This window comes from Ensifer sp. 2TAB8 (assembly GCF_052115125.1).
GTDB lineage: Bacteria > Pseudomonadota > Alphaproteobacteria > Rhizobiales > Rhizobiaceae > Ensifer.
In genome coordinates, this window is the sequence record NZ_JBFRGB010000018.1 from 53,276 (window position 1) to 67,587 (window position 14,312).

12 protein-coding genes are annotated in these 14,312 nt (G+C 62.2%); 10 read left to right on the top strand and 2 right to left on the bottom strand.

All coding sequences use genetic code 11. The annotated features are described in order from the left end of the window. The first annotated feature begins 50 nt into the window (after positions 1-50). A complete protein-coding gene (gene gabD / locus AB4Z53_RS25240) occupies positions 51-1,505 on the top strand; it encodes an NADP-dependent succinate-semialdehyde dehydrogenase (protein ID WP_441598271.1) in 1,455 nt (484 codons plus the stop codon). Positions 1,506-1,631: 126 nt separating this feature from the next. Further along, on the top strand, positions 1,632-2,438 hold the full coding sequence (hpaI, locus tag AB4Z53_RS25245; protein ID WP_441598272.1) for a 4-hydroxy-2-oxoheptanedioate aldolase: 807 nt from the start codon (positions 1,632-1,634) through the stop codon (positions 2,436-2,438). Here hpaI and AB4Z53_RS25250 read toward each other — a convergent pair. Beyond that, positions 2,432-3,520, bottom strand: a complete 1,089-nt coding sequence (locus tag AB4Z53_RS25250) for a mannitol dehydrogenase family protein (RefSeq protein WP_441598274.1) — start codon at positions 3,518-3,520, stop codon at positions 2,432-2,434. The genes hpaI and AB4Z53_RS25250 overlap by 7 nt on opposite strands. Before the next feature lie 19 nt (positions 3,521-3,539). After that, positions 3,540-4,418, bottom strand: a complete 879-nt coding sequence (locus tag AB4Z53_RS25255) for a GntR family transcriptional regulator (protein ID WP_223725958.1) — start codon at positions 4,416-4,418, stop codon at positions 3,540-3,542. Between the two features lie 219 nt (positions 4,419-4,637). Here AB4Z53_RS25255 and AB4Z53_RS25260 point away from each other — a divergent pair, with 219 nt between their 5' ends. The 8 genes from AB4Z53_RS25260 (at position 4,638) to AB4Z53_RS25295 (ending at position 14,247) form a co-directional block, all read left to right on the top strand. After that, the gene (locus tag AB4Z53_RS25260) at positions 4,638-6,143 is read left to right on the top strand and encodes a UxaA family hydrolase (protein ID WP_441598276.1); all 1,506 of its coding nucleotides are present in this window, start codon (positions 4,638-4,640) and stop codon (positions 6,141-6,143) included. Between the two features lie 41 nt (positions 6,144-6,184). Further along, positions 6,185-7,204 carry an aldo/keto reductase gene (locus AB4Z53_RS25265; RefSeq protein WP_113538272.1) on the top strand — a complete coding sequence of 340 codons (1,020 nt, stop codon included), beginning with the start codon at positions 6,185-6,187 and terminating at the stop codon, positions 7,202-7,204. Positions 7,205-7,372: 168 nt separating this feature from the next. Continuing rightward, the gene (locus AB4Z53_RS25270) at positions 7,373-8,362 is read left to right on the top strand and encodes an ABC transporter substrate-binding protein (protein WP_034801640.1); all 990 of its coding nucleotides are present in this window, start codon (positions 7,373-7,375) and stop codon (positions 8,360-8,362) included. 95 nt (positions 8,363-8,457) lie between these two features. Next, complete coding sequence (locus AB4Z53_RS25275) at positions 8,458-10,011, top strand: sugar ABC transporter ATP-binding protein (RefSeq protein WP_113538271.1); 1,554 nt, start codon at positions 8,458-8,460, stop codon at positions 10,009-10,011. 39 nt (positions 10,012-10,050) lie between these two features. Continuing rightward, on the top strand, positions 10,051-11,028 hold the full coding sequence (locus tag AB4Z53_RS25280; RefSeq protein ID WP_441598279.1) for an ABC transporter permease: 978 nt from the start codon (positions 10,051-10,053) through the stop codon (positions 11,026-11,028). Positions 11,029-11,060: 32 nt separating this feature from the next. Beyond that, positions 11,061-12,083 carry a zinc-binding alcohol dehydrogenase family protein gene (locus tag AB4Z53_RS25285; RefSeq protein ID WP_441598281.1) on the top strand — a complete coding sequence of 341 codons (1,023 nt, stop codon included), beginning with the start codon at positions 11,061-11,063 and terminating at the stop codon, positions 12,081-12,083. A gap of 323 nt (positions 12,084-12,406) precedes the next feature. Then, on the top strand, positions 12,407-13,681 hold the full coding sequence (gene phaZ, locus AB4Z53_RS25290; protein WP_113538268.1) for a polyhydroxyalkanoate depolymerase: 1,275 nt from the start codon (positions 12,407-12,409) through the stop codon (positions 13,679-13,681). A gap of 146 nt (positions 13,682-13,827) precedes the next feature. Further along, on the top strand, positions 13,828-14,247 hold the full coding sequence (locus tag AB4Z53_RS25295) for a DUF2852 domain-containing protein (RefSeq protein ID WP_113538267.1): 420 nt from the start codon (positions 13,828-13,830) through the stop codon (positions 14,245-14,247). Positions 14,248-14,312 lie beyond the last annotated feature (65 nt).

Below are 14,312 nucleotides of genomic sequence, written 5' to 3' on the forward strand. Positions count from 1 at the left end.
TCCAAGAAAAAAGTTGTATAAGTTCTGTAGATTTCGAGAGAGGACGGATCATGTCGTTTAAAGACCCATCATTGTTTCGCCAGGCAGCGCTCGTGGGTGGCGAGTGGATCGAGGCGGACGCGGCGAACGCGATCGAGGTGAACAATCCGGCGACCGGTGAGATCATCGGCCGGGTGCCGCGGCTCGGCGCCAAGGAGACCAAGGCTGCGATCGAGGCGGCGCGTCTGGCCCAGAAGACCTGGGCGGCGCGCACGGCCAAGGATCGCGCCGGCGTGCTTCGCAAGTGGTTCGATCTGATGATCGAGAACAAGGAAGACCTCGGCCGCATCCTGACGCTGGAGCAGGGCAAGCCGCTGGCGGAAGCCACCGGCGAGATCGTCTATGGTGCAAGCTTCGTCGAATGGTTCGCCGAAGAGGGCCGCCGCATCTATGGCGACCTGATCCCCGGCCATCAGCCCGACAAGCGCATCCTGGTCATGAAGCAGCCGATCGGCGTCGTCGCGGCGATCACGCCGTGGAACTTCCCCAATGCGATGATCACCCGCAAGGCCGGCCCGGCATTTGCGGCCGGCTGCGCCATGGTGCTGAAGCCAGCGGCCCAGACGCCGTTCTCGGCGATCGCGATCGCCATTCTTGCCGAACGCGCCGGCCTGCCGAAGGGCCTGTTCAGCGTCATCACCGGTTCCGCCCGTGAGATCGGCGCGGAGATGACCTCGAACCCGGTGGTGCGCAAGCTGACCTTCACCGGCTCGACCGAAGTCGGTGCCGAGCTCTATCGCCAGAGTGCCGGCACCATCAAGAAGCTCGGCCTCGAGCTTGGCGGCAATGCGCCGTTCATCGTCTTCGACGATGCCGATCTCGATGCGGCGGTCGAAGGCGCGCTGATCGCCAAGTTCCGCAACAACGGCCAGACCTGCGTGTGCGCCAACCGCATCTATGTGCAGGACAAGGTCTATGACGCCTTCTCCGACAAGCTCGCCAAGGCGGTCGCCAAGCTGAGGATCGGCAACGGTCTCGATGAAGGCGTCATCCTCGGCCCGCTGATCGACAAGGCGGCACTGGAAAAGGTGGAAGAACACATTGCTGACGCCACCGCCAAGGGCGCGCGGGTGATCCAGGGCGGCAAGCGCCACACGCTCGGCGGTACCTTCTACGAGGCGACGGTTCTGGCCGATGTCACCCAGGCGATGGCGGTTGCGCGCGAGGAAACCTTCGGGCCGGTCGCTCCTCTCTTCCGCTTCACCGACGAGGCGGATGTGGTCGAGCAGGCAAACGACACCGAATTCGGCCTTGCCTCCTATTTCTACGCCAAGGATCTCGCCCGTGTCTTCCGCGTCGCCGAAGCGCTGGAATACGGCATGGTCGGCGTCAATACCGGGTTGATCTCCACGGCGGAAGCGCCGTTCGGCGGCGTCAAGCTTTCCGGCCTTGGCCGCGAGGGCTCGCGCTACGGCATCGAGGAGTTCACCGAGATCAAGTACGTCTGCCTCGGCGGCGTTGCGTAAGATACGGTACCCAATCTGAAAAACCGGCCGGAAAGTTCTGGCCGGTTTTTTTCTTTGCCGGTAGAAATCTCGTGATTGCGGGATTGAGGCATCACTCGTCCCGTCGCATTGCAGGAGGAGACGACCATGCCGGCACCGAAGAACCCCTTTAAAGCAGCTCTGCGCGAAAACCGCTTCCAGCTGGGACTGTGGGTGGCGCTTGCCAGCCCCTATGCCGCCGAAGTGGTTTCCGGCAGCGGCTATGACTGGCTGCTGATCGACGGCGAGCACGCGCCGAACGACATTCCGCTGCTGTCGGCGCAGTTTCGCGCCGTCTCCGCATCGAAGAGCCATCCGATGGTTCGCCTGCCGGTTGGCGATACGGTGCTGATCAAGCAGATTCTCGATACCGGTGTGCAGACCCTGTTGATCCCGATGGTCGAGAGCTTGGAGCAAGCACAGCAGCTGGTGCGTGCCACCCGGTATCCGCCGCATGGCGTTCGCGGCGTCGGGGCTGCGCTCGGGCGTGCCTCGCAATTCGGCCGCATCGGCGACTATCTCCAGACCGCCGGCGACGAAATCTGCCTGATCCTGCAGATCGAGAGCCGGGCAGGTCTTGCTGCGATCGATGAGATTGCAGCACTCGATGGCGTCGACGGCCTCTTCATCGGCCCCTCCGACCTGGCAGCCGACATGGGCTATCTTGGTAAGCCAGGGCATCCGGAGGTGCGTTCGGCGATCGCCGATGCGTTCGAGCGCATCAAGAAGGCCGGCAAGGCGCGGGGCATCATGACGCTTGATCTCGAGCAGGCGCGCGACTATCGCGAGATGGGCGCTGATTTCATGGCGATCGGCACGGATGTCACCTCGCTCGTGCGTGCGACGACGACACTGCGCCAGGAGTTTCTCGGCGAGGCGACGTCGCCTCCGAAGAAGCAGGAATCCGGCTACTGATCGCAGATTGCTGCGAGCTCGGGCATGGTTACGCTCGGGCTCCAGCTTCGGAAGTCGGCGATCCGCCGCTCGATCTTTTCTCGGTGATGGTTGGCGATATCGCCTAAACGGTGGTTGAGGAACGGGTTTCTGAAGCGTTCCAGCGTGGCGGCAACATAGTCTTCCGCTTCGCTCTCCAGGCCCCTTGCCGCAAAAGCCGGGATCACTTCGGATCGATAGATGCGCTCCAGCAGCGCGGCGACGCCGGCGTCGGCGAGGATTTCCCGAACGGTCTCGTTCGCGTCACGGCCTTGACTGAGCCAGAGATCAGCCAAGACCGTATGGCCGAGATTGAGGATGTGAAGTTTCAGCTTCTCGTAGGGCGTCAGGTCATCCACGAGCTTCACGCGCGGATGGATACAAGGGAACCGTAGCCCGGGCTGGTTCTCGATCGCCCAGAGCGCATAGGGCTCAGCAATCGCACCGGCAGGCTCCAGCGGCTCGGAGACGATGCGGTCGACCAGCGTGTTGGCCCAGACGACGTCCTTGCCCAGCCAGTCGATAAAGGCGCTGTTTCCGATCCGCTCCGCCGCGAGACGCAGCATCAATGCCTTCAGCACGTCACCATTGCGTGACACGAGTTCGCAGGGAAGCATCGTCAGGGGACGCCCGCCCGCGTCGAAGCGCGCCTTCAAGAGCAAAAGCAGCTTGCCCGGAAAGGAACGGGGAACTTCCGTTGCCAGATCGTCCTCGCCGATCTGGTAGCCCGTGTCGCTGGTATTCGAGATCAGGATTTCGGCATCCTCGGCGACAATCGCCCGGACCTCGCTCCAGTTTTCGGCGGTCGAAAGCGCCCGCGACACACTGGTCACCTGCTGCGTCTCATCGATCTGCGCTCCAGCCCGGATGCCGCGGATGATGACGGGAAAGCCTTCGGGACGGGCAAGCGCTGCAAGACGGCCGGAGCGTTCGCTGGACCCGGTCGTCTGCACGATCGTGATCGGTCCTACGGCCTCTCCCGTCTTCAACGCCTCGCTGACAAAGAGGTCGGCATGCGCCTGAAGAAAGCGGCTTGTTCCGAATTGTACGATCGGCGTCGTCATGTCCTGCCCCGATAGCTGGCTATGGAATGGATTGGAGAAGAGTTTCGCGCGCCGACTGGAGATGCCGGCGGCAGGCGTGTTCGGCCTTTGCGGGATCGTGCGAGCGCAACGCTTCGATATAGGCGAGGTGTTCTTCCAATGCGCGGGCGTTGCGCTGGCGGGCATTCGTCTTGTTCCACTGGTAGTGATAGTGGAAGACGATTGCGATGATGTCGTAGAAATCGACGATGAACCGGTTGCTCGATGCCTTGTGCACCAATAGGTGGAACTGCTCGTCGAGTTCGGAGAACTCCCGGTAGCGGTTGTCGATGTCGGCGAGGATATCGCGGTGCAGGGTCTCGATTTCCCTAAGCTCTGCCCAGGCGGGATGGTCGTCAGGCAAGGAGACGAAGCGTGCGGCTGAGCGCAGCTCGAACATCTCTCGTACTTCCGTCAGTTCCAGCGCGAACTCTCGGGTAAAGCCTTTCAGGATCCAGTGGCTGTTCGGCCGCTTCTCGATCAGGCCGAAGCGGCTGAAGCGGATCAGGAATTCGCGCACGCTGGTCGTGCCGGTCCCAATGTCCCGCGCCAGTTCCAACTCGTTGATCTGCATGCCGGGCTCTGCACCGCCGGCGAGAATCCGGCGCATGAAACTGCGCTCGATGATTTCGGCGAGTGAATCGGTCTCTTCCGTGGGGAAGTAGTCGTCGGGGCGGGGCTGCCGCAGCACGTTCTTTTTTCGTTTGTCCCAGGCGATCAGCTGCAGTTCCTCGAAGCGGCTGAGGATCGCGCGCACCGTCGTGCGGCTGACGCCGAGAACCTGCCCGAGTTCCGGCTCGGAGGGCAGGGAGGATGTGTCCGCCAGGAGCTTCAGGCAGCGGTTATAGGCATCCTTGAAGACGGTGTTCTGTTTTGCCATGGCAAGATCCGGCCGGTTCGAAATTGTCTGCGTCTGTCAGCGACGCTCCTCTATCGCGACGATCCGGTTTTGTCTCCGTCTGTCGTCATCATCCCTGCTTCTCCCGCACTTCGATCGTTGGCCCGGCGTGGTGGCCGACGTTTTCGCTATAATACCCATTGACGGCAATCTGTCTATTGTAGATAAAAGACAGAACAAAAATCAGTTAGGGAGAGATCGGTGTCTGCGCCGTCCACCATCCTGCTCGCACCTGAGGACAATGTTGTCGTGGCGACGCTGGCGATTGCCGCTGGCGATGCCCTGCCGAACAATGTTCTTGCCGCAGCGAAGGTCGATGCCGGTCATAAGATCGCGATCCGTCCGATCCGCGCCGGAGAGTCTGTCGTCAAATATGCTCAGGCGATCGGCCGGGCGACCGCCGATATTGCGCCGGGCGACCACGTGCACTCCCATAACCTCGCCTTCGACAAGGACCGCTTGGCGATCAGCCCGCAGGGAGCGCCAGAAGTGGCAAGCGATGCCGACAGGGCGCGCACCTTCATGGGCTATCGAAGAGGTGATGGCCGGGCAGCGACGCGAAACTATATCGGTGTCGTCGCCAGCGTGAACTGTTCCACCACGGTCTGTCGTGCCATCGCCGAGGAGGCGAACCGGCGCATTCTGCCGCGATATGAGGGTATCGACGGTTTCGTGCCGATCGTGCACGATCAGGGCTGTGGCATGTCGTCAACCGGCGACGGCATGGCCAACCTGCACCGCACGCTCGCCGGCTATGCCCGCCACGTCAATTTCGGCGGCGTGCTGATGGTCGGCCTCGGCTGCGAGGTGAACCAGTTGACGCTCTATGGCCAGAGCGGCGCTGGCGCGGAAAAACGCCATTTCAACATCCAGGAGGCCGGGGGCTCGCGTCGTTCCGTCGAAAAGGCGCTGGGCATTCTCGAGGAAATCGCAGCCGAAGTCGGCAAGGAGCGCCGTGTCGCAATCCCCGTGAGCGAGATCATCGTCGGCCTCCAATGCGGCGGGTCGGATGGGCTTTCGGGCATCACCGCCAATCCGGCGCTCGGCGCGGCCGTCGATATCCTTGCCGCAGCGGGCGGCACCGCAATCCTCTCGGAGACTTCGGAAATTTACGGCGCCGAGCATCTGCTGCGCAGCCGGGCGGTAAATGAGGCGGTGGCGGTGAAACTCGACGGCCTGATTTCCTGGTGGGAAAATTATGTGGCGATGCATGGCGCTTCGCTCGACAACAATCCTTCGCCGGGCAACAAACGCGGTGGTTTGACGACCATCCTCGAAAAATCGCTCGGCGCCGTCGCCAAGGGCGGCCGCTCGCCGCTGAACGCCGTCTATCGCTACGCCGAGCGGGTCACCGAGCGTGGGCTCGTCTTCATGGATACCCCTGGCTACGATCCGGTATCGGCCACCGGCCAGGTCGCCGGCGGTGCCAATGTCATTGCCTTTACCACCGGTCGCGGCAGCTGTTTCGGCTGTCGGCCCGCGCCGTCGATCAAGCTCACTAGCAACACGGCGCTCTACCGGGCGATGGAAGAGGATATGGATATCGATTGCGGCGTGATCGCTTCGGGGGAGGCGAGCATTGCCGGGCTTGGCCGGGAGATCTTCGACCTGATCGTAGAGACCGCCTCTGGCCGCAAGACCAAGAGCGAGCTTTTCGGCTACGGCGACAATGAGTTCGTGCCCTGGCATCTGGGGGCAACCCTCTAAATACGGAACGACTGGCATCCTTTTGGAGGAGGAGACGGGGAATGCAGACGAGACGGATCGGTCGAACCGAACTATCGGTCACCGAATTTAGCTTTGGTGCCGCCGGCCTCGGTGGGCTCTATCGCGAGTGTACCCGTGACGCGGCAATCGCGACCCTGGACGCTGCCTGGGGCGCGGGTCTGCGCTATTTCGACGTGGCGCCCTATTACGGGCTCGGGCTTGCCGAGCGCCGGGTCGGCGATTTCCTCAGCGACAAGCCGCGCGAACAGTTCGTCCTCTCCACAAAGGTCGGACGTCTCCTGCATCCGGTGCCCGAAGACAAGGTGCCGGATTACTCCTACGTGAAGCCGCTCAATTTCGATGTCGAGTACGATTACAGCTATGACGGCATCATGCGCTCCGTCGAGTTCAGCTACGCCCGGCTGGGACTCAACCGCATCGACATCCTCTATGTGCACGATATCGGCGTCTATACCCATGGTGCCGCCCGCAATGCCGTTTACCTGCGGCAATTGCTGGAGGGTGGCCTGAAGGCGTTGGAGGAGTTGAAGGCCTCGGGAACGATCGCCGCCTATGGTCTCGGCGTCAACGAAGTGCCGGTCTGTCTTGAGGTCATGCGCCAGGCCGATATCGACTGCATCCTGCTGGCCGGTCGTTACACCTTGCTTGATCGTTCGGCCGTCGCCGAACTGTTGCCGGTCTGCGAGAAGAAGCAGACTTCGCTCATTGTCGGCGGGGTCTTCAATTCGGGCATCCTGGCGACGGGCCCGGTCGAGGGTGCCCATTTCGATTACATGCCGGCAACGGAGGATATCCGGCAAAAGGTGGGCGCCATGGAGAGGGTCGCCCGCGGTATGAACGTACCGCTTGCCGCACCCGCCATGCAGTTTCCGCTCGGTCATCCCATGGTCGCTTCGGTGCTGCTTGGCACCGCCAAACCGGAGAGCCTGAAGCGCAACATGGCGCTCGCTGGACACAGGTTTTCCGCGTCCGATTTCGCGGCGTTTGAACCGTTCACGCTGATCGCGCCGGAACTCGGAGACGAGCCGGTACGGGTCTAGCGGGTGGGGGTCGCCCCGCGGCCTGAAATGCTGTTCCGGCAGCTTGCCAAGCCGGAATTGTCGTACTAGCATTCACATATGTTTTTTATCGATAAAAGGTCGATAAGCCAGCACCTGCGATCGATCTCCAAGAAGTGGAACACGGTGCACTGAGAGGAGAAACCTGGGATGAGCATTCTGAAAAGCAGTCTTACCCGTCGCGCCTTCACGGCCCTGGCCGGTGCCGCGATGATCGCCGGCATGTCGCCGGTCGCGTCCTTCGCGCAGGACGTGACGATCCCGATCATCGTCAAGGACACCACGTCCTTCTACTGGCAGATCGTGCTGGCCGGCGCGCGCGCCGCTGGCAAGGACCTGGGCGTCAATGTACCGGAACTCGGCGCTCAATCCGAGTCCGATATCAACGGTCAGATCAGCATTCTCGAGAACGCGGTCGCCGGCGCGCCGGCTGCTGTCGTCATTTCGCCGACGGAATTCAAGGCGCTCGGCAAGCCGATCGATGAGGCGGCGAAGGCCGTTCCGATCATCGGCATCGACTCTGGTGCCGACTCGAAGGCCTTCTCTTCGTTCCTCACCACCGACAACGTCCAGGGCGGCCGTATCGCTGCCGATGGACTCGCCGCGGCGGTCAAGGAAATGAGCGGCAAGGAAGAGGGCGAAATCGCCATCATCACCAGCCTTCCGGGCGTCGGCTCGCTCGACCAGCGCCGCGAAGGCTTCCTCGATCAGGTCAAGACCAAGTATCCGGGCTTCAAGGTCGTCGTCGACAAATATGCCGACGGTCAGGCGACCACCGGCCTCAACATCATGACCGACCTGATCACCGCCAATCCCAACCTTGTCGGCGTGTTTGCGTCCAACCTGATCATGGCGCAGGGCGTCGGCCAGGCGATCGCCGAAAACAAGCTCGGCGACAAGATCAAGGTGATCGGCTTCGACAGCGACGACAAGACGGTCGGCTTCCTGAAGGAAGGCGTTCTGGCCGGTCTCGTCGTTCAGGATCCCTACCGCATGGGCTATGATGGCGTGAAAACAGCGCTCGCGGTCTCGAAGAAGGAAAAGGTCGAGGCGAATGTCGATACCGGCGCCAATCTGGTGACCAAGGCCAACATGGCCGAACCGAAGATCGACGCTCTCTTGAACCCGAAGGTCAAGTGACAACGGCTGCGGCGGGCGCCTAGCCTGCCGCACCCGCTTGCGACCGGGAACGAGGACCGGTCGCAAGCGATCTCTGCGATGGGAGGAATGCGCAGATGACCGAGTTGCAAGAGGCGCGCGACGTCAGGACCGAAGGCCTGCAGGTGGCAACGCGCCATCCGGTTCCGAAGGGTGAGCCGATCCTGGAACTGCGCGTGCTGCAGAAGAAATACGGCGCCGTGGAAGCCTTGAAGCCGGCGTCGCTGACCTTTCTCTCCGGTGAAATTCACGCGATTGTCGGCGAGAACGGTGCCGGCAAGTCGACGTTGATCAAGCTTCTGACCGGCGTCATCAAGCGCACGTCGGGTGAAATCTTCTGGTGCGGCAAGCCCGTCCAGCTCGGCACGCCGCAGGAGGCGATCGAGCGCGGCATCAATGCCGTGCACCAGGAAGTCGTGCTCTGCGCTCACCTGACGGTGGCGGCCAACATGTTTCTCGGCGACGAGATCAATCGTAATGGCGTGATGCGAAAACGCGCCATGACCGATGCGGCCCAGCGCGTGCTCGATGATCTCGGCTTCAATCTGCCGGCGGGCGCCGTGCTCGGCAGCCTGACGATCGGTCAGCAGCAGCTGGTCGCCACCGCACGCGCCGCCATGCGCGGCACCCAGTTTCTGATCTTCGATGAGCCGACCGCCTATCTCACGCGGCAGGAATCGGCGCAGCTCTTCCGCCTGATCCGCAGACTTCAGGCGGAGGGTGTGACCATCGTCTATATCAGCCACCGCATGGAGGAAGTGTTCGAGCTCGCCGACCGTGTCTCGGTGCTGCGCGACGGCACCCATGTCGGTACCCGCAAGATCGGCGAAACGAACGAGGCGGAGCTGATCGCGCTGATGATCAACCGCACGATCGAGCAGATCTACCACAAGGAGCATTTTCCGCCGGGTGATGTCATCGTCGAAACGCGAGGTCTGAGTGGTCCCGGCTTTCAGGATGTGTCGTTGACCGTCAGGGCAGGCGAGATCGTCGGTCTCTATGGCTTGATCGGAGCCGGCCGCAGCGAGTTCGCGCTCGGCCTCTATGGCCGACATCGCCCGAGCGCCGGTGAGGTCTATTGGCAGGGGCGCAAGGTGGAGATCGCCAGTGAACGCACGGCGATGGATCTCGGCATTGCGCTGGCGCCGGAAAGCCGCCGCGACCAGGGCCTGTGTCTCAACCTGCCGATCGGTCTCAACATCAACCTGCCGGTCTTTAACCGCTTGACGCGCGGCCTGACGATCAACGGCCAGCAGGAGCGGGAGAATGCCGACCGGCAGATCCGCGACCTGAAGATCAAGACGCCGTCGCGCCGGGTGCTGGCGTCTGCGATGTCGGGCGGCAACCAGCAGAAGATCGTCATTGGCAAGTGGTTGAGCCATGGCGCCAAGCTCTTCATCTTCGACGAACCGACAGTCGGCGTCGATGTGGGCACCAAGGCGGAGATCTATCGCCTGTTCGCGCGGCTACTGGAGAACGGGGCGGGCATCATCCTGATCTCGTCCTATCTGCCCGAAGTTTACGAGCTTGCGGATCGGCTGCACGTGTTTCGGCGCGGCCGGCTCGTTGCCAGCCACGATTATCGCGCCGCGAGCCACGAGGAAGTGCTGACGCAGGCGATTGGCGTTTGAACCGATAAAAACAAACTGAGGGATGCAGGGAGGAAGACGATGAGTGCGGAAACGGTGGAGAGCGGTGCCAGTGCGGCGCCACGCAAGGGCGTGAGCATTCTGTTCGGCCTCACCCTCCTGGGGCTGCTCCTGTTCCTCTGGCTGCTGCTTGGCCTGGCCACCAACAGTTTCTGGACGCCCAACAACATCAGCAACCTGCTGCGCCAGGGGGCGATGACGGCGATTCTTGCGGTTGGCCAGACCTTCGTCATCATCACCGCCGGCATCGACCTTTCGGTCGGCGCGGTGGTCGGTTTCACCAGCGTCATCGTCGCCTGGTTGCTGGCTGCCGGCGTGCCGCTCTGGGCCGCGATCATCTTGACGCTCGCCTTCGGGGTGTTGATCGGCGCCTTCCATGCCTTCGGCATCGTGCGCATGGGGCTGCCGCCCTTCATCATCACGCTCGCGACCCTGACTTCGCTCCGCGGTATCGGCCTCTTGATCACCAACGGCTCGACGATCTCGATCACCAATGAGGCCTTCACCAATTTCTCGCGTGCGGATTTCCTCGGTGTGCCAAGCCTGTTCTGGATGGTGATCGTGGTGGCGATCCCGGCCTATGTCTTCCTGCACTTGAGCCGCTTCGGCCGCTATCTCTTCGCGGTTGGGTCGAATAGCGAGGCGGCGCGACTTTCCGGCGTCAACGTCCACCGCACCATCTATCTCGCCTACATCCTCTCCTCGACCTGCGCCGCCTTCGTCGGCCTGCTGCTCGCCTCGCGCATCGGCATCGGCAACGCCACGCAAGCCGAGGGCTGGGAACTGCAGGCGATCGCCTCGTCGGTCATCGGCGGCACCAGCCTCTTCGGTGCGGTCGGTTCGGTGCATGGGCCGCTGCTCGGCGCATTCATCCTCGCGACGATCAACAATGGCGCGAACCTCCTGAACGTCAACTCGTTCTGGCAGCGCATCATCACCGGCGTGCTGATCATCGTCATCGTCTATTTCGACCAACTCCGGCGCCGCAGCGCCCGCTAGGCGCCGACACCGAACATTCCGTGGGAACTGTCATGAAAGCCGTGCTCTGCCTCGAACCCGGCCACTTGGAGGTCGTTGACCGCCTGCCGGCTGAGAATGTGCCTGACGGTTGGGTGCGCCTCGCCGTCAGCCATGTCGGCATCTGCGGCACCGACTACCATATCTTCGCCGGCAAGCATCCGTTCCTCGAATATCCGAGGGTCATGGGCCACGAGATCTCGGCAACGGCGATTGCTGGTGGCCGCGGCACGACGATCGCGCCCGGCACGCCTGTCGTGGTGAACCCCTATCTTTCCTGCGGCAACTGCGTTGCCTGCCGCAAGGGTAAACCCAACTGCTGCACCGCCATTCAAGTTCTCGGCGTGCATACCGATGGTGCCTTCTGTGAAGAGATCGTCGTGCCGGAGGCGAATCTTTATCCGGCACATGACCTCACACCGGAGGCGGCCGCCACCGTCGAATTCCTGGCGATCGGTGCCCATGCGGTCCGTCGCGCCTCCGCAGAGGCCGGTTCACGGGCACTGGTCATCGGCGCAGGGCCGATTGGCCTGGGCACGGCGATCTTCTCGCGCATCGCCGGCCATCATGTGACGCTCGTCGATACCAGCACCGAGCGGTTGGACTTCGCTGCCCGAAAGCTCGGCTTCGCTAATGGTATCGTCGCGGGCGCCGACATGGCGTCACGCATAGCCGAAACGACGGGTGGGGACGGCTTCGACGTTGTCTTCGACGCCACTGGATATGGTGGCTCGATGCAGGCCGCTTTCGCCTATGTCGCCCATGGCGGCACCCTGGTCTTCGTCAGCGTCGTGAAGGACGAGATCCGCTTCTCCGATCCGGAATTTCACAAGCGCGAGATGACCCTGATCGGCAGCCGCAATGCGACCCACGAAGATTTCGATCATGTCGTCGCATCGATCGCTTCCGGCCTTGTGCCGGTCGAGGCGCTGATCACTCATCGCACGACGCTGGAGGGTGCGGTGGCCGATCTTCCGCGCTGGGCAGAAGAAAAGGCGGGGCTGGTCAAGGCAATCGTCAAGGTGGCTGCTGCATGAGCGAGGGCGGCCTTGCTGCATTGCCGCAGGGGGCTGCATCTGACATTCGCTCCATTTTTCCCTGAAAAATGCCCCGTATCGGTTCTCAACGCACGAAAATAGCGGAAAACCGCCAGTTTCGGGCAAGCTCGTTTGCAAATCGTCAGGAATCCAGATTCATTCTGGTCTCAGGCCTTGTATCGAGGCGTGACGGGTATATTTGTTGCACTGCACAAGAAAAGTGGTAGTCTGGCAGCGATTGCGGACACCAAGACAAACAATCGCAAGCTTGCGTCCGACCGGGAGCGGCGTTGTCGTTGATTGAACCAAGGGGTACGCTTCCCATGTTCTACCAGCTCTATGAATTGAACCATGCCATGATGGCGCCGTGGCGTACGGCTGCCGATGCCATGCGGCTTGCCTTCAGCAATCCGATGAACCCCGTCTCGCACACCTATTTCGGTCGTGCCGCCGCTGCGGGGCTCGAAGTGTTCGAGCGTTCCACGCGTCGCTATGGCAAGCCGGAGTTCGGACTTCCAACGACCGAGGTCGACGGCGCGTCTGTCTCCGTCTACGAGCGCATTGTCTGGCGCGCGCCCTTCTGCAACCTCATCCATTTCGAGCGTGCCCTGCCCAAGGGGCGTGCCGCGGATCCGAAGGTGCTGGTGGTTGCGCCGATGTCCGGCCACTACGCGACGCTGCTGCGCGGAACGGTGGAAGCCTTGCTGCCGCATTCCGATGTCTACATCACCGACTGGATCGACGCCCGCATGGTGCCGCTCAGCGAAGGCACCTTCGATCTCGATGACTACATCGACTACGTCATCCAGATGCTGCACTACCTGGGTCCGAACACGCATGTGATCGGTGTCTGTCAGCCGGCAGTGCCCGTGCTCGCCGCCGTCGCCCTGATGGAAGCGGCTGATGATCCGCTGTCGCCGGCGACGATGACGCTGATGGGCGGACCGATCGATACCCGTATCAACCCGACCGGCGTCAACCAGCTGGCCGAGCAGCGGCCGATCGAATGGTTCCGCGACAATGTCATCATGCCGGTGCCGTGGCCGCAGCCGGGCTTCATGCGCATGGTCTATCCGGGCTTCCTGCAGCTTTCCGGCTTCATGTCGATGAACCTCGACCGGCACCTGATCGCCCACAAGGAGTTCTTTGCCCATCTGGTCAAGAACGACGGCGATGCGGCCGAAAAGCATCGGGACTTCTACGACGAGTATCTGGCCGTTATGGACCTGACCGCCGAATTCTACCTGCAGACCGTGCAGGTGGTCTTCATGCAGCATGCGCTGCCCAAGGGCGAGATGATGCATCGCGGCAAGCGCGTCGATACGACGGCGATCAAGAAGGTCGCGCTGCTCACGGTCGAAGGCGAGAACGACGACATTTCCGGCGTTGGCCAGACGAAAGCGGCGCAGACGATCTGCACCAATATCCCCGACCATATGCGCATGCACTACATGCAGCCGGATGTTGGCCACTACGGCGTCTTCAACGGTTCGCGCTTCCGCCGCGAAATCGCGCCGCGCATCGTTGCCTTCCACCGGGAGCACGCGCGTCACGTGAAGCCGGTGAAGCAACTGATCAAGGGCGGCAAGTCGGCCTGATCCCGTGGTCGGTGCCGTTTTGACCGCGTAGAGTCAAGGGTTTGTCCGATTCCGGGGGAGGGCGTCTTGCAGAGCCAAGGGCGCCTTCCCACATCGTTTTCATCGGGTCGCATGGGCGGCCCGGATGATTGCGAGGAATCCTGAAGATGAACCAATCTGCAATGATCCGTCCGGATTGGACGCCCGCGACCATCGCCCTGATGGTGCTCGGCTTCGTGGTCTTCTGGCCACTGGGTCTGGCCATGCTCGCCTACATCCTGTTCGGCGAAAAACTCAAGACGTTCAAGAAAGACGCCAACGATACGGTGGATGGCATGTGCTCGGCATTCAAGCGCGGCGGTCGCCGTTCCAACTGGACGCATCGCACCGGCAACGTCGCCTTTGACGACTGGCGCGAAGCTGAACTTGCGCGCCTCGACGAACAGCGCCGCAAGCTCGACGAAATGCGCGAAGAGTTCGACACCTATGTGCGCGAGCTTCGCCGCGCCAAGGACCAGGAAGAGTTTGACCGCTTCATGCGCGACCGCAAGAACGGCGGCTCCGGCCCGATTGTCGAAGCTCACTGATCCAATGATGCTTCCGGCGTTTCACATGAAACGCCGGATTACCCGTTCGCGTCTCGCGGCCTGTA

Bases quoted from the DNA above. Each gene is read 5' to 3' on its own strand.
- gabD (WP_441598271.1), top strand. From the start codon at position 51: ATGTCGTTTAAAGACCCATCATTGTTTCGCCAGGCAGCGCTCGTGGGT.
- hpaI (WP_441598272.1), top strand. From the start codon at position 1,632: ATGCCGGCACCGAAGAACCCCTTTAAAGCAGCTCTGCGCGAAAACCGC.
- AB4Z53_RS25250 (WP_441598274.1), bottom strand. From the start codon at position 3,520: ATGACGACGCCGATCGTACAATTCGGAACAAGCCGCTTTCTTCAGGCG.
- AB4Z53_RS25255 (WP_223725958.1), bottom strand. From the start codon at position 4,418: ATGGCAAAACAGAACACCGTCTTCAAGGATGCCTATAACCGCTGCCTG.
- AB4Z53_RS25265 (WP_113538272.1), top strand. From the start codon at position 6,185: ATGCAGACGAGACGGATCGGTCGAACCGAACTATCGGTCACCGAATTT.
- AB4Z53_RS25270 (WP_034801640.1), top strand. From the start codon at position 7,373: ATGAGCATTCTGAAAAGCAGTCTTACCCGTCGCGCCTTCACGGCCCTG.
- AB4Z53_RS25275 (WP_113538271.1), top strand. From the start codon at position 8,458: ATGACCGAGTTGCAAGAGGCGCGCGACGTCAGGACCGAAGGCCTGCAG.
- AB4Z53_RS25280 (WP_441598279.1), top strand. From the start codon at position 10,051: ATGAGTGCGGAAACGGTGGAGAGCGGTGCCAGTGCGGCGCCACGCAAG.
- AB4Z53_RS25285 (WP_441598281.1), top strand. From the start codon at position 11,061: ATGAAAGCCGTGCTCTGCCTCGAACCCGGCCACTTGGAGGTCGTTGAC.
- phaZ (WP_113538268.1), top strand. From the start codon at position 12,407: ATGTTCTACCAGCTCTATGAATTGAACCATGCCATGATGGCGCCGTGG.
- AB4Z53_RS25295 (WP_113538267.1), top strand. From the start codon at position 13,828: ATGAACCAATCTGCAATGATCCGTCCGGATTGGACGCCCGCGACCATC.